Origin of the sequence: Vibrio sp. L5-1, from assembly GCF_021728315.1 — a bacterium.
Taxonomy (GTDB): domain Bacteria; phylum Pseudomonadota; class Gammaproteobacteria; order Enterobacterales; family Vibrionaceae; genus Vibrio; species Vibrio splendidus_K.
Genome location: NZ_JAKKCQ010000002.1, coordinates 1,102,133 through 1,126,370, shown reverse-complemented (window position 1 = coordinate 1,126,370; position 24,238 = coordinate 1,102,133). Strand labels below are relative to the sequence as shown.

Genomic DNA, 24,238 nt, shown 5'->3' with positions numbered 1-24,238 from the left:
TTTAATAACTAGCCTTGCGGATTTGTTTAATGATTCGCTCAAATCCTTGCCTAGTTGTGATTGCTTTGGGATAAAGCCCATCAGGAGCAACACGCCAAACAAACCGGAACCCTCTACCCAACTTAAACCTAATATAGGTCGGACAAGAGCGGATCTTCTTACCCCCTAAATTTGGGTATAAAGCTCCAGCTCGGAGTTGGGCTTCAATACTGAAAGCTCGCTCTGCATAGCATGGAGGAAGTTGAGATTGGAATGTATCAATAAGCTGTTTAGTTGAAGTCATTCTTGCTCTCCCTGATGAACTGATAGCAAGAATGATTGAGTGCACTGCACTCGCAACAACTAATTTAATAAATTATTTAATAGGTCATCGAACTCGACGGCTTCGAGGTATTTCTGCTTGATAAGGATTTGGTATTGAGCCAGCGCAGGAGTTGTATTTCCTAGAGAGCATGCTGCAAGGTAGGCTTTTTCTATATCCTGATTGAAAAAGTGCATGATCATTGATTCACCTTGTGTCAGCAAGGCGCTTTGAGCCAATAGAGCCTGCATTACACTGGTTACGCCATTGAGAGAAAGTTGCGGTAACTCTTGAAAAGGTTTTGGTAACTTTTCCTTACTCAGGTCGATGTGTTCTGATTTTAATTTTACGATCAGCTCTGACAGCGCAGTCGTTTGAATGCCAACTGCGAGAATAGATTGTCTACCCATGACGACTGTTTCTAAAAAGTCCGCCGCTTCTATGCGTTTTTTAGAATGAGAAAAGATCTCTTTGACTCGTTTACTATCAGCAAAGAACCCTTGTAGCAAAACGGCATTATGGAGTTTGGTTAGGCTATTACTTGCAATGAGCAAGTTGTTCTTTGTTGAGCCCAGCGCCATAGGCTCTTTTTTAACCTCAAAGAAACCTTTGCTTCTTACTAGTGGGTACACCAAATCTTTGAATGATTTATGTTCGGCTAACTTTATGTTAAATAGCTTCTTAATTGCATCAGGCGTTGAGATGTAGCTATCGGTTGAGGTGTAGCTATCGTTAGATTTCACACGATAGCTCCAATAGTTTTCGCTCTGGCAACGGCTTATCTTTTAATGACTCGCGTGCAATAAACTGTGCTCGCTCATACCAATCTGAACGGCAGCCATATTCGGACTTTTCATATTGGTCAATCACTCCCAAGCAGTATCCTGCACGTAAACTTTCTGATAGCGATGTGGTTTGTGCCGCTAACAATCGTTTCGAACTTTTGGAGTCATAAATATTGATAAGTTCAACACAGCTATCGACCAGAGAGAGTTTTTTAGCATTGGAAACCATTGGTAAGATCGCTAGTGCAATAGCAAGCATGGCGTGTTTTTTATTGAGCATTTGTTACCTCAGCGTCCGTTTGTGCTTGTTTAGTATCGTTGTCGTTATTTGGGGTTTCTAATGGGGTGTCTGAGCCTGGGTTTAGAATCAGATCCTGGCTTGGAACTGCAATATACAAGCACAGTAATATAATGCTGAAAGAAAAGATTTGGTCGTAACTTTGCTCTAGCAATAACAGGTTTTTAAAGTGCTCGGTACCTTCGAATAGGTCAATAAAAACAATCGTACTGGCACAAAGTAACGCAGCCGTAACGAATTTTCCGTGCCATAAAAACGGGGTGCTAATGATATGCCACCAGCGAAGTGAGGTTTGTTTTGTATATACCCAATAGCGTTTTAGCAACACAAGAAATGAGATAAAAAAGATAATCTCGATGGTTGATACATCAGAGAATCCATCTTGATATTCAAAAATATTGAGTAATTCAAAACTGATGACTGCAATACTCATACTGACGAGGAAAATGTAAATTAACGCTTTTAAAATAAATCCTAGCAAGCGACTTAATGTCCAATCAGCCTGCTGTAAATAGTGTTTTAAAGAGGGCGTAGCCAATTTGGGCTTCGGGGTATCGTTGTTGATAGTGCTCTGCTCATGATTTGTTTACGTAATAGATATTTTACATACATCACTGGTATTTAATTGCATAAAATATAGATACTCATATGAAATGTTATGCAAATCATGGATTGCATCGATGATTTGTTGTGTTTGCACTCTTTCATTGCCCCACCTGCCACTTCCCCGTAAAAATCCGCGTCAATATTTTTTGAATATCAATGGATAGTCGAAAAGGTAGCTTAGTACCAAACCACCAGCTCTGCGACAATGAAAGAATATGTTTCAGGTGGGTTATTCCATACTTAGGGCGCAATTACCGCTTAAAAGTGCTTAAAGGCGACTTAGCGCCTACAAAACTGCTTAATGGGCGTATTACGGTCACCGTTCCTGAACCATCCACACAAACGCACTATATTCGCCGCGCTTTAACGAATTGGTATAAGCGTCATGCTGATAAGAAGATTCGTGAGAAGGTAAGGCGTTACGAGTCGTTGGTGGGCGTTGAAACGGGAGTTGTTCGTACTAAAGAGTTTAAGAGTAGATGGGGCAGTTGTACCCCTTACGGTGATTTAGAATTTAACTGGGTGATTGTCATGGCTCCCAACAGGGTTGTTGATTACGTAGTGGTGCATGAGCTTTGTCATCTAATCCACCATGACCATTCGCCATAGTTCTGGAAAGAAGTTGAACGAGTCATGCCTTACTATAAAGAGCATAAAGAGTGGCTTAGAGGAAATGCACAAAATCTAATCATATAGTGTGTACGCTCATTAATGTAAGAAGGCATCCTCAAATAAGACATAAAAAAAGGGCCAACTCTTTCGAGTTGGCCCTTTCCAAACGTTTGGTGGAGCTGGCGGGGTTCGCCTTCAAATCCCTTTAAAAACAGTGACTTAAATAGGTTAGGGTATTTGTGATTTTTTAGAATAACCCGTTTAGTACCTCATCTTAGTACCATATGAAGCCAGTATCAAGATGGAAGCCTATTATCCTAAATATGGACGTCGGTTCAGCTCCCAAGTAAGAGCTGAATACTTTAAATAGACACGATGAACAGACCTACCCGGACAGGTTTGTTATTCAAAATTATATTTTATTTAGAAAAGTTCGGAGTTACGAGTCTTGCAGGAAAAATAACAGAATGGGCTATAGAAGCTGACTTCCTCACCTTAAGTTGTACATCTTATATTTGTATGGTTTTAAAAAGGTTACTAATCTCAATCAGCTCTTGGAGCATCGTTACAAACAAGTGAAGGACATTCTAAAGTTATTTGCTAAGCGCCTCATTGATGCAACTTAGAATTATAAAGGGTGATAATTCTGACTTAGTAAATATTCTAAGCGACGAATGGATTAAGTTTAATGATGAGATTAGTGCTTGCAACCCCTAGAGCAGCCCCAAGAACAATATCGGTTAGAAAGTGCACTCCGAGTAAAACTCGGGATATTGCAATCGCTGTTGCCCAACATAAGCTTAAGATCAATAAGCTTGGGTGAAAATACCCAATTAATGTTGACATTACGAAAGCGGCTGCAGCATGACCTGAGGGTAAACTATATTTATCGGGAGGAGTTATGTGAGAGTGAATTAATGAAGATGAATCAGAGGGTCTTTGGCGTCTAAATGTATTCTTCGTTAGCCAATAGATAGGTAATTCAATGGCAAAGCTTGCTAAGCCAATTATTACAAATTTTTCTCCATTATTACTTATTAGTGATGCAATTAAAGCGATAAAAACATAGAAAGGTCCATTCCCTGTATGGGAAATTATTTTTGCTATGGGAACTAAACTGGAGTATTTCTTTGAGAAGAAAATGGAAAATGCCAAGTCAAAATTAGCTATAATATTTAAAATACGCATGTGATTTATTGAGGTATATTATTATTGTATTTTTTGGTAATTGGCTTGAAAAATGAAAGCTCACACAAGCCAATTACTGATAAAGAGAAGTGGGTTATGTTATTTACATGGTTAGTTGAATTCGGTCTACATCAATCTTTACTTCAGACCAATCTTTATCTATTTCACCAATTATAGTAATTTTATCTTTTGGTGTTACTGCAATGCCCATCCATTTATCGCTGTCGATTTCGATAGCGATATTATTAACGCCATCACTAAATTGATACTCATCATCACCTAAGAAGTGAGTGATGTTCCCTGTAATTTGAACCATAGAATCATCCCGAGCGTTTAATGCTTGAGCTACAGTAGTGCCCATTTGAGCAACTGGCCCGTTAAACCCCCCGCCTATAGTTAAGTTTTGAGGGTTTGCAATTGCAAATCCTGAAGTGAAAATAAGTGCTGATGTGATGATTGTTTTTTTCATGGTTTTTTCTCATGTAATGTGAACTGTTTGGAATGGCTAAACTCTAACAAAGTGCGGATGAATAGGGTTTGAAGTTAAAATTCATATTATATTCATTTAAGGATGAAAGGCTGTTTAAATAAATTCCCCGGATGAATCAATCAAGACTTAGTCATTTTTTCTTGTTATTTATTTCTTTGTCAATGCATTGGTTTTATTCTATGTTTATATTTTTTAAATAAACTCGTGCTCTTTTTAAAAGAATGATGTGTGAAAAATTACTGTTAGTTACCATTTTATTGCCAGTGCTGTTCTTGCAAGTTAATATTTAATTTTTGAATATGGTATCGGAACTATAGAACATGGTTATCAGCCAATAGTTGACGGTGAAACTCTACATTCTAATATGGATTATGGGGTTGTAGGAGGCTTTGTTGGATATAAATTTAATGATGATTTGGTTATTGAGTTAGGTTGTCGAGGGTATAAAGTTGATGATTCCATTGAGTTTGAAACATTTGATTTGACCTATGAGTATGATGAGGATTGAGATACTGAAGCCCGAGCCTAGAAATTATCAGTCATGCCGATTTTTACTCTGTATTAAAATCAAAGTTGGAAGATCAACGTAGGAGTTGGAGGATCTAATGCAATGTATAATTACCGCTCTTCATATACAAAAAACTAAAGAGTCGCACTTTATAGGTAATGAACAGCTAGTTAAATATATACAGGGAGATACGGGTGGTTTTAGTCAATGGGGTGGGATTATCAGCACTTCTTTAAATTATCTCGTTACGCCGAAATTAACTTTAGGTATTGGAGTTAAGTATCAAGTAGATGACTGTACGAATTTTACTTCATTAAGCTTTAAGATGGCATATCAGTTTTAACTAATCCTTTAGTTAAGGTGTTTGTGATTTTTTAGAATAACCCTTTAGTACCTCATCTTAGTACCATATGAAGCCAGTATCAAGATGGGTGCCTATTATCCTAAATAAGGACGCCAGTTAGTTGAGTTACTTTTTATTGGCTTTCCCAATAGGGGGAGCGATTTATCATGATATCCAACTTTCTGTTCTCTCAGAAAATATTGAAAAGCTCCGCGTATGTCGGTGATTGCGAACACTTCCCTCCAAATCAGAATAAAATATAGCATCACAAAATAATCTTAATCGACTACGTTTTATTTATATGTATGATTAATAATTCATTTTGAAACTATAAATCAAGAAATATTTTTTTACTGTTTTTATTAAATTCCTGTTTTGTAAGGCTTTTGTGGTGAAATTTGGGCGTGAGATCACGCCCGAAATTAAGGCTTTTTTACGATTTACCCGATTCTCTTAGGTTGGTGGCGTTATATTGAGCAATTTTACAATTGCTTCTATCTCAATCAGGTTAATTACCTCTTGAAGCTGACTAACATCTAGCTCTTTTCCGTAACGATCGTAGGTAATGTTGTGTAAGGTGTGACCTAAGATTGCACCAGCGGCAATATGTGAAACCTGTCTTCGTTTGAACTGCGTAGCAACGGTATGCCTAAAAGAATGGAAATCATGGCCTCTACTAAAGCCGAGCTTGGTTTTAAATCGGCCATACCACTTAGAGGCGGCGCTACCAAAACCATCTCGTGAGTCTTTCAGCTCAGGAAAAACACGCTCGTGTTTAATTGAATGTAGGTAATCAATGAAGCCTAGTTCTATTAATTGTCGGTGAATTGGAATCACATGACGGCTCGTTAAGTTTTTGAGTTTCTGCCCTTCGTACTTGTCATCGATTTCAATAACCCAAATCCCATCGCGTTGGCGAACGTCCGATTTGTAAAGCTGGCAGAGTTCATTCAGTCTGGCACCCGTTAGACTGGCAAGGAGTGGTAGCCAGTAGTAGTAGGGGTGTTTTAACTGTCGCTTAGTATGAATCTCGGAACCAAAGATTTTTTGTAAGTCTGTTTTTGTATATGCGTTTTTGGCTTCACTGTCTTTGCGCTGTTTTCGAAATCGGATTGCTTTGAATGGGTTGATATCGGTGAGTTCGTTTAAGAGGCACCACTCGAAGAAGCCTGACATTTTTTGGCAGTAATCTTTTACGGACTCTTCGCTCAGTGTCGGCATTTCAAGGCTCTTATTGAGTTCAATCGCTCCCTTTGCCGTTAGTTCCTTAAATTGGGCATGCTTTCTCATATTGACGGGGTACATGCGTAAGAGGTGCATGGCATCCTCGGCATTACCTCTTCGAATTTCGGTAAGGCTTGCCTTTCCTATTAACCCAAGAACGGTTTGGCATTTAGCTTTAAGCATTCCGACGGCCTTTGGCGATATATGTTGGGCTTTGTAGAGACAAAAGTGTTCCAGTATATTTTCAGGCGATAGCGTTTTAGTTTGTTTGGTTTTCGTTGCGGTGTCTTTTTTATCTTGGTTGAGAGGTTTTACTTGAGGTGATGTTGCGATGGAAGTTGGCGTTAAAATGGTACGACGAACCTGTATCTCTAGCTCTAACGCCAAAAGAATAGCTTTGTCTTTGTTGGATGTTTTCAGCGAGCGCTTGATCTCATGGAATCCATTAAACCGATGTCGATGCTCAGAGGGGATCTGATATCGGAACTGCCAAATACCGGATTTCGAGATAGATAAATAGTGCATGTCTTAGTACCAAAATGTAGTACAAACAGCCTAATATCGAAGTTACAAATACAAAAAGGGCGGTAAATCAGTGGCTTACCGCCCTTTCCAAACGTTTGGTGGAGCTGGCGGGAGTTGTATCGTCAAGTCTTAAAATATGAACCAACCCTCAATTCTTGTTTTTCTAATAATATGAACAACCCTAAAGTCTTGACTTTGTCATTTTTATGAACGAATCTGATTGTGTTACTAACAGCTAAGTTGCCTTCGTATGTATATGACTCACAAGATCAAAAGCCTAAACCTATTATCCGATTTTTATGATAATGAAAAATTATCATTGAAAGATGGGGTTCTCTATGCTGATTCAGATCAGAAAACTTGTGAGAATTTATACGTTGTTATAGATAGTGAAACAGGTGTAGTAGTACCACCTGTATTATCATTTATAGTATCGCACTATAGAAATCATTCAAAAACTTCGTCAGCAACACAGGCTAAAGCACTACGGCTATATTTTGACTTTCTTCATCAGCACAACTTCTCTTGGAATATAGGGGCGCTAGAATCTGTGGATAGACCTTTTACTGTGTTTAAGTGGTGGTTAAAAGAACAGTACGAGGAGGGCAAAATTGCTGGTAGTACAGCTCGGTCATACTTTAGTGTTGTCGCTAATTTCTATATATTTCATTTAGATATTAGTACTCCATTTTTCTCTATTCCGATGGAATATGAGCACATAGAAATAAATCAGTTTGATGATGATGTATTTGCACATATAGCAGGAAGAAGCAAAGTAAAGTGCGTATCTAAAGAAAAACTGGACGTGTCAGCCCAAAGCAAGGAAGGGTCTTTAAAACCATTTACTATAAAAGAACAAGAGATATTTTTTACGAAGCTGAAAAAACATGGTTCGGAAGAGTTTTTGCTTATATGTTCACTGGCAACCTTATCAGGGCTTAGAGCAAGTGAAATTGCAGATCTTCGAACAGATATGTTTGCAAGTTATAAGGATGACGACCTGCACTTTGAGCTAGAGCTTGGTGCAAAGGTAAATCATAAAAGCAAACAGAATAGTGGGCTTCCAGTAACAATCGCAGGTTCTGCCGTGAAGTTGTTAAAGAGCTATCACATCAGTAGTCGATACGTAAATCGCTTAGAAAAGTTTATAAACAATGGTGGTGAAAGAGCTAATGTCTTTCTTACTCAAAGGGGGGGAGCTTACTCACAACACACAATCTCGACCCTTTTTAATCAATTCGTACATAAGTATATCTATCCTGAATATCCAGATTTTTCTCATGACTTTCATGATCTAAGAGTAACTTTTGGTGTTGATGTAATGAATGCTGCGCTAAACGTAAAAAACCTTAGTAATAGCGATGCTTTGATGTTAACTAAAAGCCAAATGAGACATAAAAGAATCAAAGATACATTGAGATATCTTTCTTACTTTCAGAAGTCCAAAGCTCTGGTAGAGCAATCAAAAGTAAATGAAAAGTTATTAGGCTTAATTCTTGGTGAGGCAGCTTAATGGCTAAGAAATCAAGAAAAATTGAAGTGTTGAAGGGTTCTCATTTGAGGGAAACCAAGGCTGCTGATATCGGATATTGCATCAAATTCGACAATGAGTTTGGTAAAGAGTATTCCGAAAATGTGCTGAATTGGATAAAAGAAACAGAGTTAGATACAAAAGAAATTAGGCAGGAGTTATCTTTATTTGTTAAGCATATTGTAAGTAGTTCGTCCTCCTCAGAAACGAAACTGACCAAAGTTCGAGATTTTAGATTATATGTACAGCACTTAAGCACGTATGACATTGTTAAGCCAATTGCAGCAAAAGATAACATTGAAAGTTATCAAGGACTGTTACACAGGAGATACAACCTTAAAGAGATATCAAAAGCGACTTTCGAGAAGAAAAGAAAAATTCTGAAGCAAGTGATGTCTGACTGCTTTTCTATAGATAAACATGACTTTGATAAGTATTTTCCATCTTTAGGTAAGCGAACAGGGGTGCTGTTTGGCGCAACTATTAATGGGATTGATAACTCGAAAGGTTACAGTAAAGAAGGGTACAAAGCTTTACTTAAGTTCTTAGTAGATGCTGCTGGTTTCTATCACACTTTGAGTGTTCAAGGTGCTCCAATTGAGTGCCTTAACGACACACAATTTAAGCATGATATCAGAGATGTAACCTATACCATCAAGCATAGGGTCGCAGGAGTTATCAATACTAAGGGATACATCTCGAACATCGCTTCGATGCTTTATTCTTCGGTGTTTGTTGCAATCACGGGTATCAACCAGTCTCCTGCTTTCAGGTTGAAGAGAAGCTCTATATCAGAATCAGAAATCATAGATGACATGATAAAGATATCGATAACAGACAAAAGAAAGAAGAAGAAAGATGCAGAAAAACCGTTACTAGTAAAGAAGCATTTTAAAGCTTTACTTGAGAAGATTATTGAACATTCAAAAAGGATTGATCCAGACGGAGAACTCCTTTTTCCGTTTGTTAACCCAGATGGCAGCATTGGTCCTATTCAGTCACAAGCGTACAGAGGACTTCTGCGCAACACTCTAAGCCCTTTAAATCTATCACTAGGAACTGAGAGTTTAAAACTAGATACTCGAAAGCTACGACACTCCTACGGATTATTTTTCAATGACATTCAACAAAGAGCAGAAGTACTTAACAACTCGGTAGCTGTTTCTGATAAGCACTATAACCAAGGCTCTGTCGAAGAAAACAATAAAGCTCTGAAAAAAGGCATGGCTGCCTATCAAGATTTGATTCAGGTAAAAGTGATCGATGAAACAACTTCGAAAACTGTACTTAATGATAATGAAAACTCAACCAAAACGCCTTCAGGTGGAGTGTGTACTAACGCAGTTTCATCTAAAGAGGCTGAGAGAAACACTCGAAAAATCAAGAAGTCTGGCTTACGTAAAGAGGGGGAGGTTGTTTATTGTACAAGTTTTTTGTCGTGTATTACTTGCCCAAATCATCTGTTTGTAAAATCCGAAAGCCATGTTTATCAACTGTTATCGTTACGACAAGTTTTAATCAATAGTCGATATGAATGCGAGGCTGGAGGGCTTTTTGGAAGTAGAAAAGTAATAGAGAACGCTATTAAGAATATTAAATACCTTGCTGAGCATAAGTTAGATAAAAAACTGGTTAAGAAAGCGAAAGATATGATGAGAGAACAAGGTATTTCACCACTATGGATGTATGATCTATGAATAATTATTCAGTTAAATCAGAAATCTTCGTTAAAGAGCCTTGTAAGAACCTATCTGATTTGAGTATTTTTGAGTTATTAACTCAAAACCCTGTTGTTGCTTATGATTTAAAGGGCAAAGTTGTCTCTAGATTCACTGACCCTAAATGGGATTTCAGTGCATATCGAGACCTTAGGAAGAACAGCTCTAACTCAACATGTAAAGTGTACTTTCCAACCGATAAGATGTCGGCTAACTTACTGCTAGAGCTGAGAGTTATTGTTTTAGCTGTCTTTAAATCAGAGTACAAGTACAGTGGTCGTGCAACTGTTGCCACAGATGCCATGAGAACATTACGCCCGCTCTTCAATGAGCTACAAGAATGTAATCTTATGTCAGTGACTAACCTCAACAGTAGTATAGGGATGATTAAATACCTAGAGTCTGTCAAAGGAAAATACTCCCATTCAACTCTAGAAGGCAGGATCGGGAGGCTTAACTCAGCTTCCCGTTTGGATTTAAATGGTTTGAATATTAGTCTTCCAATAAGAGGAAATGTACTAAAGGGTAGCTGGGATTCGATAAAGCAGCTAGTTGCTCCCTACGTAGCTGAAAATGATCATGTCAAGCAAACCTTGTACATACCCTTAGATCTACACTCAAAGCTAGTATCTGAATCGCTAGAGATCATTCATGACGCACCAGATGTGATAACGAAAATTAATCGAGTTTTAGAGAAAAAGTTCAAGCAAGTTAGAGAATCCAGAACAGTTGCACAATCAAAGTCTTTTACAGACGTAACATACCAGGCAGAAAGGCATCGAGTTTTTCAAGAAAAGAAAGGTAAGTTCAAAAGCTTAAAGCAGCTCTTGATAGATGAAGGCTTGGGTCATCTTGCCTCAAAAGACAAGAATACAAGAGTCTACCATGGATATATAAGCCGTGTGTTTGCTGCTTGTTATGTAATTATTTCATCTTATACAGGGATGCGGTTTGATGAAATCACATCATTAAAAGATGATTGTTTTCGGTGTACCCCAGGCGATGACGATGATGATGATAAATATTATTATGTCAGAGCATATGAGACCAAAATATCAGGAGGGGTAGATGTAGATTACATTACTATTCCTGAAGTGAAGAAAGCCATTGATCTAATAAAGTTGATACATAGACCTGCTAAAAAATTAGTACCATCCTTGAAGAATAACGACTTTTTGTTGGTCAGTGCAAATGTCAGTATCCTCCCAACATTTGCAGCTCTAAACCCAGTTACAAAATCGTTGCAAGACTTAGCTAAACACATCGGACTTATCGTGACTGAATCTGATTTAGAGCAAAGCAAAGCGATGAATCGAGGTCGAGAGAGCGTGAAGCTCGGAAGCATCTGGAAGCTGAATACACACCAGTTCAGGAGAACTCTAATAGTTAATTTTCTTACCCATGATCTTGCCTCTGCCCCAGCGGTTAAACAGCAGGTAAAGCATATGTACCAGTATATGACAGAGTATTATGGCAAAGGGTCAGAATTAGCGTTTACTCAAAGGTTGCTAAGAGATGGGTCTTTCATGGAAGATCTAGCTAATGAGAGCATCGTGGTTAAAACCAACATATACAGGGATTTACACTACTCAGATTGCCACCTAGAAGGGATTAAGGGTAAGGAGATCGAGGCAATGAGAGGCTCTGCAATTCAGTTAACTGATGATGAAATTAGGGTTTTGATAGAAAGTGGAGAATGGGATATAACGAGAAGTCCTTTTGGTTACTGCACAAAAGGGCATAAGTGTGAAAAAACGGATACCACTGATCCGTCATCTTGTGGAGAAACTTGTGACACAACGATAATCACACTAAAGAATGCCATTAATTGGAAAAAGCTATACGATAGAAATATGAAGTTACTCAAGCTTGAGAGCTTGGAAGGCTTTGCAGGGAATGAGGAAATGATGAAAAGTCAGAATGTAGTGGCGTTACGAATCATGAAAGCATTCAATTTAGAACCTGAGGTACAAGCATGAGTAGCGAACAAAAATTAAGAGATGCTTTAACAAGATTAAAGGAAGGTAAACCGATTAATATAAGCCCAGAACGGAAAATATCGCTTTCCGCTGTAGAAGATGAGGCAAGAGTTAGTCGTAGCTTAATAAGACAATATCCTGATTTGCATGAAGAAGCTATCAAGGCAAAAAAAGCCCAAAAACAGGGGCTTTTAAGTCAAAATGTCAGACAAGAAAAAACGGAAGATATTGATAAGATAAAGAAAGAGTTAGTTGAAAAGAAGGCTGAGCTATCCGAGTTACGTAAAGCTAATAGTGAGTTAATCAGAACCAATGCCGAGCTATTTACCTTGTTAAATGCAGTGGCGCATAAGAACAGACGAGACATTGACCTAGACAGTGTGGTTGGCTCAGTAACGAAGGTTAATATTTCGGATAACATAAGGTCTTTGCTGAAATGACTCTTGGATCTGATTAACTCTGTGGCATCACGATCATTAGTTAATTGAGTGAATCGTTAATGTAAAATAAATTAATACATTAGGAAATCTTGAGTGGATTTTATCTTGATCGATACACCCCCCAAAAAAGTGCGAGTAAGGTGTAATAGCTTGCTAGTTGATATAATTTAATCATGAGTTTATATCGTAATTAGGTTGAAGCTGATTAGCCATTATCTTTATGTGTAGAAGCGGTAAGATCAGAAAGCAAAAGTGTAAATTGTTCATCAGTGAGTCCCTGAGGTTTACCTTCTAACCAGAGTCGTGTGTATAATCTCTCTTTTTGCTGAACCCTGGCTTGCTCTTTTTCGAATTCGAGGACTTTTGGGAGACCGTGCAGTTTCTGCTTAGTCGAAAACTTCCTTAGCAACACTCCAGAGATGATTGAAATAAACCCCATGACTAATAATGTCAAAGCGAATATTTCTGTCTTTTCCAATATTACAAGGCAGACGCTGGTAATAACGGCTAGCGTACCAAAGCCAACACAGAATGAGGTGTAGTCATTCTCAAAGTTTTTTTGAATCGAGCGTAATAAGCGGTCAGCTTTCTGTCCATAGTTTTCAAGAGCTTTCGAATTTTCGTACATCATGCGAGAGAATTGTTTTTCCTCGTCACTTTTTTCATCTTTCGACATTTTTATCCTCGATTATATATTTTAGGGTTTAGGTTTAATTCAAAGGGGCTTACTGTGTAAGCATTCTGGGGACATTGCGTTTCCCCCTTGTGTCATGAGTAGCAGCCCCTTTCAGACGACTCAGTTAACCTCAGTCGTCTTAGTTTCAGTACTACAAACCGTTTACGCATTCGAGCGTTTTTACAACATGGCTTTGCAACTCGACCATGTTTATATCATTGCTATTAGTGTTACCGCCTTTTGCATGATGAGCTGAATTGACGTAATCATTAACATCTTCAAGCTTTTCAAAAACCTCATCAGAAATGCGAAACTCACCTGCATCTTTCTTATGCCTTACTTTTTTGATTAGCGTTCCTAAATAGTCGTCCTCATCAAAATAAACGGGGTCAGTCGAGAATATCTTTGCCTCTAATAATGGACGAATTCGACCTTTTATATATGCCATTTGAGATGGTTCATCACAAGGGATGTCTCTAAAACCAGCCAAAGCATGATAATCTTGAACGTATGACTGTATTGTTTCTTTTTTTAGGTCTTCACGGCTTACAAGTGCGCACTTTCTATAAAATCCATTGTTTTTATAGTGAGTTGTTCTTTCAAAAGCGAAGTAACTAGTTATTTTGTGATTGTCCTGATAGTCGTGAATGTCATTTAAGAAATAAGCATCGTGGCTAAATACAAGCACTTGGTTTTTGGTGGCTATTTTCGAAAGTAACGCTATAGTTTGATATCGTCTGTCTTTATCCAATGAGCACATTGGGTCATCAAATACAACAATAGTGTTAGGTGTTAAATCCATATTAGCTTTTGCGATAAAAAATGCTAATGCTAATGCATTTTTATCGCCAGTTGATAAGAGGTTTGATACTACTCTTTCAGCATCGTTTTTTTTCGTTACATCTAAGAGTTTATCAATGAATTTTATGGAGAATACAAATCGATTATTGCTATTGCCGTGATCTTTTTTTGAACCAACTAGACGAATACTGGAGCCAAACCCCTTTAGCACATCATTGATGGCAGACTCCAGTCTTTTTATATTCGATTCTTGGTCTGCTGCGACAGCAGCTCTTAATTCTTTAATCTCTTTATCTTTAGCTCTCTTCTCTATGCCCTTATTATTTATTTCTATCAGTTGATTCTGAACCTCTTGCTTTTCAAACTCTAGAGCATTCTTTAGTTCGTCAATTTGTGTATTAACCGTTGCAATATTGGTAGATTGTAAATTGCTGATATGATTATCTATAAGTGATAAAGCGTTATCAATGGCTTTGTTGTAGCCTAGGACTTCTACATTAATAAAAGTAATATAACTTTCAATTTGTTGAAGATGAGTTATTAAATCAGCATTATCTGTAAAGATATCATCTTCTTTTTTCTTAGATTTCTTCTCATACGCTTCAATATTTTTATCAAATTGAGCGAGGCTATCAAAGGAAATATGGCACTGTTCAATATCTATGCGCTCTGACCAGCTTATAATATTAGCGTTTGAAGTTGTAACTTGAGGAACTGCCTCATGAAAAAGTTGAGAGTAACGTTTTAAACTATTTATAAAGCTCTTATTTTTGGCTTTAAAGGTAGCGACAGAGGTTTGAAAAGTATCTTCTAAGAAGTGTTTATAGTGTTCAAAAATAGGTGATTGATTAAGCCCTTGACCGCAAAAAGGGCAGTTATCTCCCTCAGTAACTAGTTCTGTCCCTGTAGTGATCCAAGCTTTGTTTTCGCTTCGCATGTTGTCACTGATATGTGAGTGAATCTTATCTTCTGCTTCTTTGCTTATCTTCTCAATTGATACATCAAGGAAATCTATATTTAGGATAGGAGTATCTAATTCAAGCGTTGTTGGGCGCGGTAACTGTCGAATTAAATCAATAGATTTCATATCTACTAACTGTTGTTCTAATACATTAATATTCTTTTGAGCGTCAGGGATTGCTTTAAGCTTCTTAACTGCTTTAAAGTCTAAACCTACGAAGCGACTGGCTAGTTTAGATTCCAAATCAGCGATTTCACTTTTAATGCAGGAAACTTTTCCGCTTAAAATATCAATCTCTTGTTCTTTCGCTACTGCGTATGAGCCAAGGCACAATTCATAGAAATTTTTAAGGTTCTTCCCCTCAAAACGAGTGCGAGAGTACACGTTGTCTTCAACGAAGTTCTCATTAAATATCAGGAATTTATCAAATGCGCTGTTAAGATTGTTTAGCGTTACTACTTGAGACGGATTATTGAACTTGAGAACAAAATTAACGGTTTTGTTTTCAGGTGCTTCTATCGACTTTAGTTCTTCAATAGAAGACTTATTCTGATCGTTGATGAATTGAAATAACCTAGTGATGGTTGATTTCCCATCCCCATTTGAGCCATAGATTAATGATAGTTGCGAAAACTCAGTGTTTAGTTGTGCGTTATGCTCCAACTGTTTGATATGAGATATTTTATTGATATTCTCTAACACAAAAATCCAACCCTACAGTGACAATAGACCTTTATAATATCACGAACAATGAATACGAATGTGATTGCACACTGAAGATTTTTAGTTGAGGGTGAAAAATAGGAAAATTAAGTCGATTAATTTGGATAGGAGTGAGCCAACTAGTAAAGTTTATATAAAAGAAAAGCCGTATATTCACTGAATATACGGCTTCTCGAATGTGGAGGTGGGGGGAGTTGAACCCCCGTCCAAAAATCATTCATCATTGGTACTACATGCTTAGTCGATCTTTAAATTCACCAAGTACCTGCGAACCGACACGCTAGTAAATGACTATCCTGAATTATATTTCGAACTTCATCTCTCAGGCGGGAGAATCCGATCTAGCTAGTTTGGGTTTGACTCTTTGTTGTTCCCCGTCTTACAAGCGGAAGCTAGGGCAAAGAGGCTCTCAGCAGGTTATTAAGCTGCTAGTGCGTAGTTTTCGTCGTTTGCGACTATTTTTTTGCGGCTTTTAACGTGGCCAACCGCCCCACGGCATGCACCTCAGACTTCAAAATTCCTGTCGAATCCTAAATCACCCCCGTTGTGTATAAATCGATTCGCAATTTATACGGTGCATTTTATGAATCTGAGGTTCATAAAACGACTTATTCGTTTACTAAAGTTATGAATAATATAATCATAACTAAGAATTTATGCAAGATTTTATGAAAAATACGATTAACAGAAAAACTATCGTTGAACCCTTACTCAGTAAGGCTTTTCATAAAAAATACTAATTTTAAGACTTGATGGTAGAATCGAACCCGCGTCCAAAAATCATTCATCATTGGTACTACATGCTTAGTCGATCTTTAATTTCACCAGCAACCTGCGAACCGACACGCTAGTTAAAGGCTAACCTGAATTGTTATTCGCGCTTTTCCTCTCAGGTGGGAGAATCCGCGCTAGCTAGTTTGGGTTTGATCTCTTATTGGTCCCCGTCTTACGAGCGGAAGCTAGGGTAAGAGAGCTCTGAGCAGGTTATTAAGCTGCTAGTGCGTAGTTTTCGTCGTTTGCGACTATTTTTTTGCGGCTTTTAACGTGGCCAACCGCCCCACGGCATGCACCTCAGACTTCAAAATTCCTGTCGAATCCTAAATCAGCCCCAAGTGTTATTAGCATAGTACCAGAAAAGCTTTGCCTGTCTAGCACTGTGCGTTTAAGTGCTTAAAATTAACGCAAATTACTCTTCATAATTCGTGCTTTATCTCTCGCCCAATCTTTTTCTTTCATATCAGTACGTTTATCGTGCAGCTTTTTACCTTTCGCTACGCCAACTTTAATCTTCGCCCAAGAGCGAGACCAGTAAAGCGCGGTTGCGACAAGTGTCATGCCTTCACGGTTAATACGACCGATAAGGTTGTCGAGCTCTTTTCTCGACATAAGTAGTTTACGGATGCGTGTTGGGTTCGCCACGATATGAGTACTCGCCTGAGTGAGCGGAGTGATCGTCATACCACTGATGAATGCTTCGCCGTCTCGGATGTAGACGTAGCTTTCTGCGATATTGGTTTTGCCTTCACGTAGGGATTTTACTTCCCAGCCTTGTAGCTCAAGCCCCGCTTCTATCTCATCATCAATGAAATATTCGTGGCGAGCTTTCTTATTAAGCGCAATGGTATTGCTACCGGCTTTTGATTTTGATTTATTCTTTGCCATAATGGCCTCATTATACGGATTGCACCCTAGTTGGGGAATCCTTTTTATTTGCGCTCTGGCCCAATACAATTAAAATTGCAGTTTGTGTTAATGTAACGCTGTCTTTAACAGGAGTCTATATGCCAAAGGTTACTCGTTCAGCATTAGTGTCGTTTAGTGCCGACCAGATGTTCAGCTTGGTCAATGATGTTGCTCGTTATCACGAGTTTTTGCCAGGGTGTTCTGGTTCACGTGTGATCGAATCTTCAGATTCAACTATGGTGGCTTCGGTTGATGTCTCTAAAGCTGGTATCAGCAAAACATTTACCACATCGAACCGCTTAGCGGATGGCGCTGAGATCTTGATGGAGCTGGTGGATGGCCCGTTCAAAAAGCTGCAGGGCGGTTGGTATTTTACTCCGCTCGATGAGCAAGCGTGTAAGGTTGAGCTTAAGTTGGAATTTGAATTTTCTAGCCGAATGATTGAAATGGCATTTGGTAAGGTTTTCAATGAGCTGACGAGCAATATGGTCAGTGCTTTTACTCAACGCGCGAAACAGGTTTATTAAGCCATGACTATTGAATCGGATATGATCCACGTAGAGGTTGTATTTGCGCTTCCGCACGAGCAGCGTGTGTTTACCTTGGTGGTGAACAAAAACGCGACTGTGGAAGAGATTATTGCGCAGTCTGGTGTTTTGGAACTGTATCCTGAAATCGACTTAGCGAAAAATAAGGTTGGCGTGTTCAGCCGTAACGTTAAGCTAGATGCGACGGTTCGTGATAAAGACCGTATCGAAATCTACCGAGCACTGTTAGCCGATCCAAAAGAGATTCGCCGTAAGCGTGCTGAACAAGCAAAAGCGGCCGCTGCTAAATCGTAATGCCAAACAAGTTTGACTAAGAAGAGAGCTCGCTATATTGGCGAGCTTTTTTGTGCTTGCTGGTTAGACAACGCAGCTAATTTGTTAGCAGATATTAAAAAGCCTGCTCGTGTTAGCAGGCTTTTGCGATTCTTGCTTTGTCGACCGATAGCTTTGTCGACTGATAGCTTTATCGGCTAAGAGCTTTGTTGACTGGAAAGCTTTGTTGGTTGAAAGCTAGCGAAGGCTTTCGAAGAACTCATCACTGGCTTCAAAATCACCGTTGATCGTTACTAGAGTGCCTGTGGCATCAAAGTTAACGACTAGGTTTTTCTGAATAGGGTCTTCATGGCCTTTTTGGTGGTGGTAAATGTAATACCACGTATCTGGGTAGCCGTTTTCGATAAGCATTGGTGAGCCCATAACGTAACGAACTTGTGTTTTTGTCATGCCAAACTTGAGCTGATCGACAGCTTCTTGTTCAACATAGTTACCCTGATTGATGTCAATTCGATAAACCAACTTCTCTAGTAGAGAGCAACCGGTCAACATTGTTAGTGCAAGTGGAACTGCAACTAACCACTTTTTAATTCGCATAGTTTGAGATCTTTCTTCGCTAAAATACTGCCTGATAATAAACAAGCTCCAGCAAGAAGTAAAAAGCTCCTTGCGCTTTGAGCTTGTTATGACTGGCAATTTTGAATTAAGTTGCAAAATTGCCAAGAATTTTCGGTAAATTATCAGAAAGTTGCCGAATATGTAACCTAAGCTGCGATTAATAACTCTTTTGCATTGGCAAGTGTCGATTCGGTAATTTGGCTGCCACCAAGCAGTCGAGCAAGCTCTGAAACGCGTTGTTGTTCATCAAGCGTGTGCATTTGAGTCTCGGTTTTACCTGATTTCGTGTTCTTCGCAACAAACAGCTGTTGGTGACCGCAACCGGCAACTTGAGGTAAGTGCGTCACACACATCACCTGCGTAGATTCGCCCAGCTTACGTAGCATTTTTCCGACAACCGCAGCCGTTGGTCCACTGATACCCACATCGACTTCATCGAAAATCAGGCTTGGTGTATCGACTTTTTGCGCTGTGATCACCTGAATCGCTAGTGAGATTCGTGATAACTCACCACCAGACGCCACTTTCGCAATTGGCTGCATTGGTTGGCCTGGGTTGGTCGAAACAATGAAGGTCACGTTATCCATACCCAATGGGGAAGGGTGCGTGTTGGTGTTGTTCACTTCAATGGCAAACTGCGCTTTTTCCATGCTCAGTTCGTGCATGCTTTGCGTGATCAGTTTGTTGAGCTCTTTTGCATAACGAGTTCGAGATTTATGAAGCTTCTCTGATTTGGCAACGAACGATTGGTATTGGTTTTCTACCTCGTTTGCTAGGTCTTCGAGTTTTTCATCGGAGCAATCAAGAGCTTCAACCTGTTGTAATAAGTCTTGATGGTGCTTGTAAAGCTCTTCTGGTAATACGTGGTGCTTACGAGACATCGACATCACTTTAGAGAAACGCTCTTCAACGTAAGCCATACGACCTGGATCGACATCAATGCTGTCTAGGTAGGTTCTTAATTCGTTATTGGTCTCTTCAATCTGAATAATGGCTTCAGACAGTAAGCTCGGCAATTCAGCCAATCTTTCATCAAGCTCAGCTAACTGAATTAGGGAGTTATTGGCCGATTGCAGAATACCAAGCGCATTAACTTCTTCGCCTTCATAAATAAGCTCGATAGCTTGCTGACAGGTTGTGGCCAGTTCTCCGCTATTGGAGAGGCGCTTATGCTCTTGTTCGAGGTCTTCATATTCTTCCTCCCCAATAGACAGCTCATTTAACTCTTTGATTTGGTATTCAAGAAGTTGTTTTTGAGCTTGATTTTGCTGGCTATTTTCACGTAACTCTTTCAAGTGGTTATCGGCTTGTCGCCAGGATTGGTAAGCATTACGTGTCGATTTCAACAGGTTCAAGTGGCCTGCGTATTGATCAAGCATGGCCATTTGGTAATCGCTCTTCATCAATTGATGGTGCGCGTGTTGACCGTGAATGTTGATCAACAGCTGCCCAAGCGATTTCAATTGTGAAAGAGGGACAGGACTGCCGTTAATGAATGCGCGAGAACGACCTTCTTTTGAGATGGTTCTGCGCAAGATGCATTCACTGCCATCAAGCAGCTCGTTGTCTTCTAACCAGCGGGTAGCATGCAGATTGTTCTCAAGTAAAAAAGCGGCACTGACTTCGGTTTTTTCTTCACCTTGTCGAACCATTCCCGCATCTGATCTTCCTCCAAGACATAAGCCTAAAGCATCGATAGCGATAGATTTACCTGCCCCCGTTTCACCGGTGATTGTTGTCATGCCTTTAGAAAGTTCTAGCTGTAAAGACTTAACAATAGCGAAATTATTAACACTTAGATGAGCCAGCATTTTTATTTACCTGTATAACTGAACAATACTGTATATAAGCTCAGTATATACTGTTTCTTTATACAGTAAAGTCGACAGGTGAAAATTTTTTGTGACCGATCTCAGAATTGAGGTTGTCTGTAGATCACTGAAACCGCTATAGATTCCCAACTCAGTCGTTCCTCCCTCTTGGGAATGACGATGTGGTGGATTGGCGTAAAGGTAGAGGCGGTGGGCTTTTAATCGGCAATAAAAAAGGCTGACGAATGTCGTCAGCCTTTCAAGTTTTCGGTTACCACTAGAGCGTTTATTCTTTTAGAACAGCTTACTCGACCAGCCTAGTTTGTTACGTAGAACATGGTAGTAGTTGTAGTCTTTAGGGTGGATCAGTTTGAGCACATTCGGGCTTTGGTAAATATGGATCTCGTCGCCAGGAGAAACCGGTAGCGAGATTTGGCCATCGCAGCTGACTTCCTGTGTACCGCGGTTATCAGGCGATACGATCAGCTTGATACGACGCTTTCCATCCACCACAAGTGGGCGGCTTGAAAGGGTGTGCGGGAACATTGGCACTAGTGAGATAGCATTTAGGCTTGATGAAAGGATAGGGCCGCCGCCAGAAAGCGAGTAGGCGGTAGAACCTGTCGGTGTTGAGACGATCAAGCCATCAGAGCGCTGTGAGAAGGCGAAGCTATCATCGATATACACTTCGAACTCGATCATGTGCGCGACTTGGCCGGGGTGCAGTACAGCCTCATTAAGGGCTGCATTGTGGCTTTTTATCTGGCCGTGACGATGAATTTCAGTTTCAAGCAAGAAGCGCTCTTCTTCCATGAACTCCCCCTTAAGCACATCAGTCAGCGCGCTCTGGAAGTTTTCAGGGTTGAGATCGGTTAGGAAACCAAGATTACCTCGGTTAACACCTATCACTGAAATGTCGAAACGTGACAAAATTCTAGCGGCACCGAGCATATTTCCATCACCACCCACAACAATTGCGAGATCGGCACGTTTACCCAATTCAATCAGGCTAGAAAAATGTTCTTGTGGGATATCGTCCAAAATGCTGGAGAGCCTATCATCAACAAACACTTGATAACCCTCAGTACTTAACCACTGATAGAGCTCTCTATGAGTCTGAATTGCTTGCTGATCTCGAGGTTTACCAATAATTGCGATGACTTCAAATGGCTTTTTCATAACGTTTCCAAACGAATTAGGCTTGAATCAAAATTCTTCATCCCCATAATAAAGGCAAGTTGAACGTCTATGCGAGTGTTTTATATCAATTTGAGGCGCAAACACGCCTGTCACTGGCATTGAAAACGAATTCTGGAGATATCATGAGCAACGAAGAAAACAAAGTAACCGAAGAAGAACTAGATCAGATCATTGCTGAAGCTGAGAAAGTTGAAGAAGCTGAACTGAATGAAGACGCGGCTGATGAGCAGGAATCAAAAATTGCTCAACTAGAAGCCGCACTGCTTTCTAGTGAGTCTAAAGTGAAAGAGCAGCAAGATTCTGTTCTTCGCGCAAAGGCTGAAGTTGAGAATATGCGTCGTCGTACTGAGCAAGAAGTGGATAAAGCACGTAAATACGCGCTAAACAAATTCGCTGAAGGCCTACTACCTGTTATCGATAACCTAGAGCGTGCAGTACAAGCTGCAGATGCTGAGAACGAAGCGGTTAAGCCGATTCTTGAAGGTGTTGAGCTAACTCACAAAACGTTCGTAGATACAGTGGCTAAATTTGGTCTTACAGAGATCAACCCTGAAGGTGAAGCATTCAACCCTGAATTCCACCAAGCAATGTCGATTCAAGAAAGCCCAGACCACGAGTCAAACACTGTGATGTTTGTTATGCAGAAAGGCTACGAGCTTAACGGCCGTGTTATTCGCCCTGCAATGGTAATGGTTGCTAAGTAATTGAGTAGCCGCTTGCTAAGCAGTTGATTATTGCAGTTGTGAAGTAAGACAATAGCGGCGACAAAACAATTCACTGGTTAACGTGAAATGAAAAGAGAGGCGTATGCCTCTCTTTTTTTATGCCTGTAACTTGAGAGTCCACGTGAATAGTCACCAAAATCGCATTAAGAATGTCGTTCTTTTTATTTTATCCAGAACAGTGATTTAGAGTTTTATATTATGAAACTGGTTGTTAATGAAGAAATGTTTTGATGTCACACTTGTAATGTTTTTGTAAATAAATGCTTTTAATTGTTACCTTTGTATGTAAAATCCACTGCAATATAGCGATTTGGGTCGCATATATAACTATAAAAGTACAATTTTTAAACACAACAAACTGGAGAAGAACGATGGATAAATCGCTCTCAAGTAAGATTTTTGTAGGCTTGTTTGCCGGCCTTATTATTGGTACTGCTATTCAGTACCTATTCAGCGGCATTGCTATTTTTGATACGTACCTACTCGGCGCTGCTGAAGGTGCTGGTGGTATGTTCGTATCACTTATCAAGTTGCTTGTAGTACCTCTTGTATACGTATCTATTGTTTGCGGTATCGTTGAGCTAAAAGATATTCGTTCATTCGGTCGTCTTGGTGGTAAAACCTTTGGTCTTTACATTATTAACACCATCATCGCGATTTCTGCAGCGCTAACGATTGGTCTTATTTTCCAACCGGGTGCTGGTGCGAATTTAGCGGGTACAGTTTCTGAGACAATTGCGCTTACAACAACTGAAACGCCAGATATCTTCTCTCTTGTTGTTAACATCGTTCCTAGCAACCCAGTAGAAGCATTTGCAAGTGGTGACATGCTACAAATTATCTTCATGGCTATTCTGACTGGTCTTGCTATCCAAGCTCTTGATTCTCGTGGTGGCCCAGCTATCAAGACATTCAAGATGGCTAACGAAATCATGATGAAGCTTATCGGCCTAGTAATGAGCCTTGCGCCATACGGTGTATTTGCTCTGATGATTCAACTGGGTGCAACACTTGATGCAAACACGCTAATGTCAGTTGCTGGCTATGTCGCGCTTGTTGTAGCAATGCTTGTGTTCTGGATCTTCTTCTTCTATCCAATGATGGTTGGTTCATTCACTGGTATTTCTCCAAAGCAGTTCCTACGTGCAACTCGTGAGCAAATCCTTTTCTCACTATCGACTGCAAGTTCGAACGCGACGATTCCAGTAACAATGCGTACTCTGACGGACAAACTGAACGTATCTAAGTCAGTGGCAGGTTTCGGTGTACCACTAGGTGCAACAATGAACATGTCTGGTGTATCTATCTACATCGCACTAGCAACTATGTTCGTAGCAAACGCATTCGGTCAGCCAATCAACACTGCTGATATCTTTACTCTAGGTCTAACTATCTTGCTACTGTCTATCGGTGCTGGTGGTGTTCCTGGTGGTGGTGTGGTTATGGTCGGTGTTCTATTGCACCAACTAGGTTTGCCACCAGAAGGTCTAGCGATTGTTGCTGCTGTTGACCGTATCTGTGACATGTTCTGTACTTCTTCTAACGTTGTTGGTGATACTGCGGTTAACACTATCGTAGCGAAATCTGAAAACGAAATCGGCGTTGAAGCTAACGAAGAAGCTGAGCTAAAGAAAGCAGAAGCATAATTCTTAATTAAGATTCGATAATTAG

General features: G+C 39.7%; 23 protein-coding genes and 2 other RNA genes. 10 read left to right on the top strand and 15 right to left on the bottom strand.

Features of this window, described 5'->3' with window-relative positions; translation table 11 throughout:
* Position 1: 1 nt before the first annotated feature.
* Genes L3V35_RS11910 through L3V35_RS11895 form a run of 4 tightly spaced genes read right to left on the bottom strand, consistent with a single transcriptional unit; the run spans position 2 to position 1,817 of the window.
* On the bottom strand, positions 2–283 hold the full coding sequence (locus L3V35_RS11910; protein ID WP_065682674.1) for a hypothetical protein: 282 nt from the start codon (positions 281–283) through the stop codon (positions 2–4).
* 59 nt (positions 284–342) lie between these two features.
* A complete protein-coding gene (locus L3V35_RS11905; RefSeq protein ID WP_237299779.1) occupies positions 343–1,044 on the bottom strand; it encodes a hypothetical protein in 702 nt (233 codons plus the stop codon).
* On the bottom strand, positions 1,034–1,366 hold the full coding sequence (locus L3V35_RS11900) for a hypothetical protein (protein WP_054542203.1): 333 nt from the start codon (positions 1,364–1,366) through the stop codon (positions 1,034–1,036). Before L3V35_RS11900 ends, L3V35_RS11905 begins: the two co-directional genes overlap by 11 nt.
* A complete protein-coding gene (locus L3V35_RS11895) occupies positions 1,356–1,817 on the bottom strand; it encodes a hypothetical protein (protein WP_146457563.1) in 462 nt (153 codons plus the stop codon). Before L3V35_RS11895 ends, L3V35_RS11900 begins: the two co-directional genes overlap by 11 nt.
* A gap of 329 nt (positions 1,818–2,146) precedes the next feature.
* Here L3V35_RS11895 and L3V35_RS11890 point away from each other — a divergent pair, with 329 nt between their 5' ends.
* A complete protein-coding gene (locus L3V35_RS11890) occupies positions 2,147–2,599 on the top strand; it encodes a YgjP-like metallopeptidase domain-containing protein (RefSeq protein ID WP_237299777.1) in 453 nt (150 codons plus the stop codon).
* Between the two features lie 666 nt (positions 2,600–3,265).
* Here the strand turns inward: L3V35_RS11890 and L3V35_RS11885 are convergent.
* Both L3V35_RS11885 and L3V35_RS11880 read right to left on the bottom strand, forming a co-directional pair.
* Positions 3,266–3,790, bottom strand: a complete 525-nt coding sequence (locus L3V35_RS11885) for a phosphatase PAP2 family protein (protein ID WP_237299775.1) — start codon at positions 3,788–3,790, stop codon at positions 3,266–3,268.
* 103 nt (positions 3,791–3,893) lie between these two features.
* On the bottom strand, positions 3,894–4,259 hold the full coding sequence (locus L3V35_RS11880; RefSeq protein ID WP_237299773.1) for a NirD/YgiW/YdeI family stress tolerance protein: 366 nt from the start codon (positions 4,257–4,259) through the stop codon (positions 3,894–3,896).
* A 626-nt stretch (positions 4,260–4,885) separates the two neighbouring features.
* Here L3V35_RS11880 and L3V35_RS11875 point away from each other — a divergent pair.
* Positions 4,886–5,131 (top strand): hypothetical protein, encoded by a 246-nt coding sequence (locus tag L3V35_RS11875; RefSeq protein ID WP_237299771.1) that lies wholly within the window; start codon positions 4,886–4,888, stop codon positions 5,129–5,131.
* A 453-nt stretch (positions 5,132–5,584) separates the two neighbouring features.
* On the opposite strand, the gene L3V35_RS11870 is transcribed toward L3V35_RS11875, so the two are convergent.
* Positions 5,585–6,880: a site-specific integrase gene (locus L3V35_RS11870; RefSeq protein ID WP_237299770.1), complete on the bottom strand. Its 1,296-nt coding sequence runs from the start codon at positions 6,878–6,880 to the stop codon at positions 5,585–5,587.
* A gap of 256 nt (positions 6,881–7,136) precedes the next feature.
* Here L3V35_RS11870 and L3V35_RS11865 point away from each other — a divergent pair, with 256 nt between their 5' ends.
* Genes L3V35_RS11865 through L3V35_RS11850 form a run of 4 tightly spaced genes read left to right on the top strand, consistent with a single transcriptional unit; the run spans position 7,137 to position 12,548 of the window.
* On the top strand, positions 7,137–8,393 hold the full coding sequence (locus L3V35_RS11865; RefSeq protein WP_237299768.1) for a site-specific integrase: 1,257 nt from the start codon (positions 7,137–7,139) through the stop codon (positions 8,391–8,393).
* Positions 8,393–10,108 (top strand): hypothetical protein, encoded by a 1,716-nt coding sequence (locus L3V35_RS11860; protein ID WP_237299766.1) that lies wholly within the window; start codon positions 8,393–8,395, stop codon positions 10,106–10,108. The genes L3V35_RS11865 and L3V35_RS11860 overlap by 1 nt, the downstream gene beginning before the upstream one ends.
* Positions 10,105–12,108, top strand: coding sequence for an ABC transporter ATP-binding protein (locus tag L3V35_RS11855; RefSeq protein ID WP_237299764.1), 2,004 nt, complete (start codon positions 10,105–10,107; stop codon positions 12,106–12,108). The genes L3V35_RS11860 and L3V35_RS11855 overlap by 4 nt, the downstream gene beginning before the upstream one ends.
* Complete coding sequence (locus tag L3V35_RS11850) at positions 12,105–12,548, top strand: hypothetical protein (RefSeq protein WP_237299762.1); 444 nt, start codon at positions 12,105–12,107, stop codon at positions 12,546–12,548. The genes L3V35_RS11855 and L3V35_RS11850 overlap by 4 nt, the downstream gene beginning before the upstream one ends.
* A 205-nt stretch (positions 12,549–12,753) precedes the next feature.
* Here L3V35_RS11850 and L3V35_RS11845 read toward each other — a convergent pair whose 3' ends face one another.
* The 5 genes from L3V35_RS11845 to smpB all read right to left on the bottom strand — a co-directional run bounded on the left by L3V35_RS11845 (position 12,754) and on the right by smpB (position 17,371).
* Positions 12,754–13,224 (bottom strand): hypothetical protein, encoded by a 471-nt coding sequence (locus L3V35_RS11845; protein ID WP_237299760.1) that lies wholly within the window; start codon positions 13,222–13,224, stop codon positions 12,754–12,756.
* A gap of 151 nt (positions 13,225–13,375) precedes the next feature.
* The gene (locus L3V35_RS11840) at positions 13,376–15,688 is read right to left on the bottom strand and encodes an AAA family ATPase (RefSeq protein ID WP_237299759.1); all 2,313 of its coding nucleotides are present in this window, start codon (positions 15,686–15,688) and stop codon (positions 13,376–13,378) included.
* A gap of 197 nt (positions 15,689–15,885) precedes the next feature.
* Positions 15,886–16,252, bottom strand: a transfer-messenger RNA (tmRNA) gene (gene ssrA / locus L3V35_RS11835).
* A 207-nt stretch (positions 16,253–16,459) separates the two neighbouring features.
* Positions 16,460–16,819, bottom strand: a transfer-messenger RNA (tmRNA) gene (gene ssrA, locus L3V35_RS11830).
* 66 nt (positions 16,820–16,885) lie between these two features.
* A complete protein-coding gene (gene smpB, locus L3V35_RS11825; RefSeq protein ID WP_004735156.1) occupies positions 16,886–17,371 on the bottom strand; it encodes an SsrA-binding protein SmpB in 486 nt (161 codons plus the stop codon).
* Positions 17,372–17,490: 119 nt separating this feature from the next.
* Here smpB and L3V35_RS11820 point away from each other — a divergent pair, with 119 nt between their 5' ends.
* Complete coding sequence (locus L3V35_RS11820) at positions 17,491–17,919, top strand: SRPBCC family protein (RefSeq protein WP_004735157.1); 429 nt, start codon at positions 17,491–17,493, stop codon at positions 17,917–17,919.
* Between the two features lie 3 nt (positions 17,920–17,922).
* Positions 17,923–18,234, top strand: coding sequence for an RnfH family protein (locus tag L3V35_RS11815; RefSeq protein ID WP_004735158.1), 312 nt, complete (start codon positions 17,923–17,925; stop codon positions 18,232–18,234).
* Positions 18,235–18,450: 216 nt separating this feature from the next.
* Here the strand turns inward: L3V35_RS11815 and bamE are convergent, their stop codons facing one another.
* The 3 genes from bamE to nadK form a co-directional block, all read right to left on the bottom strand.
* Entirely contained in the window at positions 18,451–18,810 is a 360-nt protein-coding gene (bamE, locus tag L3V35_RS11810) for an outer membrane protein assembly factor BamE (protein ID WP_004735159.1), read from the bottom strand.
* A 167-nt stretch (positions 18,811–18,977) separates the two neighbouring features.
* Positions 18,978–20,642 (bottom strand): DNA repair protein RecN, encoded by a 1,665-nt coding sequence (recN, locus tag L3V35_RS11805; protein ID WP_102492459.1) that lies wholly within the window; start codon positions 20,640–20,642, stop codon positions 18,978–18,980.
* A gap of 294 nt (positions 20,643–20,936) precedes the next feature.
* On the bottom strand, positions 20,937–21,821 hold the full coding sequence (gene nadK / locus L3V35_RS11800; RefSeq protein WP_004735161.1) for an NAD(+) kinase: 885 nt from the start codon (positions 21,819–21,821) through the stop codon (positions 20,937–20,939).
* Between the two features lie 143 nt (positions 21,822–21,964).
* Between nadK and grpE the strand changes: the two genes are divergently transcribed.
* Positions 21,965–22,546: a nucleotide exchange factor GrpE gene (gene grpE, locus L3V35_RS11795; RefSeq protein WP_017059864.1), complete on the top strand. Its 582-nt coding sequence runs from the start codon at positions 21,965–21,967 to the stop codon at positions 22,544–22,546.
* Positions 22,547–22,938: 392 nt separating this feature from the next.
* The gene (locus tag L3V35_RS11790; protein WP_004735163.1) at positions 22,939–24,213 is read left to right on the top strand and encodes a dicarboxylate/amino acid:cation symporter; all 1,275 of its coding nucleotides are present in this window, start codon (positions 22,939–22,941) and stop codon (positions 24,211–24,213) included.
* Positions 24,214–24,238: the final 25 nt, after the last annotated feature.

Coding starts and splice junctions, on each gene's coding strand:
- L3V35_RS11790 (WP_004735163.1), top strand. CDS start 22,939: ATGGATAAATCGCTCTCAAGTAAGATTTTTGTAGGCTTGTTTGCCGGC.
- L3V35_RS11860 (WP_237299766.1), top strand. CDS start 8,393: ATGGCTAAGAAATCAAGAAAAATTGAAGTGTTGAAGGGTTCTCATTTG.
- L3V35_RS11910 (WP_065682674.1), bottom strand. CDS start 283: ATGACTTCAACTAAACAGCTTATTGATACATTCCAATCTCAACTTCCT.
- L3V35_RS11880 (WP_237299773.1), bottom strand. CDS start 4,259: ATGAAAAAAACAATCATCACATCAGCACTTATTTTCACTTCAGGATTT.
- L3V35_RS11815 (WP_004735158.1), top strand. CDS start 17,923: ATGACTATTGAATCGGATATGATCCACGTAGAGGTTGTATTTGCGCTT.
- nadK (WP_004735161.1), bottom strand. CDS start 21,821: ATGAAAAAGCCATTTGAAGTCATCGCAATTATTGGTAAACCTCGAGAT.
- recN (WP_102492459.1), bottom strand. CDS start 20,642: ATGCTGGCTCATCTAAGTGTTAATAATTTCGCTATTGTTAAGTCTTTA.
- L3V35_RS11895 (WP_146457563.1), bottom strand. CDS start 1,817: ATGAGTATTGCAGTCATCAGTTTTGAATTACTCAATATTTTTGAATAT.
- bamE (WP_004735159.1), bottom strand. CDS start 18,810: ATGCGAATTAAAAAGTGGTTAGTTGCAGTTCCACTTGCACTAACAATG.
- smpB (WP_004735156.1), bottom strand. CDS start 17,371: ATGGCAAAGAATAAATCAAAATCAAAAGCCGGTAGCAATACCATTGCG.
- L3V35_RS11850 (WP_237299762.1), top strand. CDS start 12,105: ATGAGTAGCGAACAAAAATTAAGAGATGCTTTAACAAGATTAAAGGAA.
- L3V35_RS11890 (WP_237299777.1), top strand. CDS start 2,147: ATGGATAGTCGAAAAGGTAGCTTAGTACCAAACCACCAGCTCTGCGAC.
- L3V35_RS11865 (WP_237299768.1), top strand. CDS start 7,137: ATGACTCACAAGATCAAAAGCCTAAACCTATTATCCGATTTTTATGAT.
- L3V35_RS11885 (WP_237299775.1), bottom strand. CDS start 3,790: ATGCGTATTTTAAATATTATAGCTAATTTTGACTTGGCATTTTCCATT.
- L3V35_RS11900 (WP_054542203.1), bottom strand. CDS start 1,366: ATGCTCAATAAAAAACACGCCATGCTTGCTATTGCACTAGCGATCTTA.
- L3V35_RS11855 (WP_237299764.1), top strand. CDS start 10,105: ATGAATAATTATTCAGTTAAATCAGAAATCTTCGTTAAAGAGCCTTGT.
- L3V35_RS11820 (WP_004735157.1), top strand. CDS start 17,491: ATGCCAAAGGTTACTCGTTCAGCATTAGTGTCGTTTAGTGCCGACCAG.
- grpE (WP_017059864.1), top strand. CDS start 21,965: ATGAGCAACGAAGAAAACAAAGTAACCGAAGAAGAACTAGATCAGATC.
- L3V35_RS11875 (WP_237299771.1), top strand. CDS start 4,886: ATGCAATGTATAATTACCGCTCTTCATATACAAAAAACTAAAGAGTCG.
- L3V35_RS11845 (WP_237299760.1), bottom strand. CDS start 13,224: ATGTCGAAAGATGAAAAAAGTGACGAGGAAAAACAATTCTCTCGCATG.
- L3V35_RS11870 (WP_237299770.1), bottom strand. CDS start 6,880: ATGCACTATTTATCTATCTCGAAATCCGGTATTTGGCAGTTCCGATAT.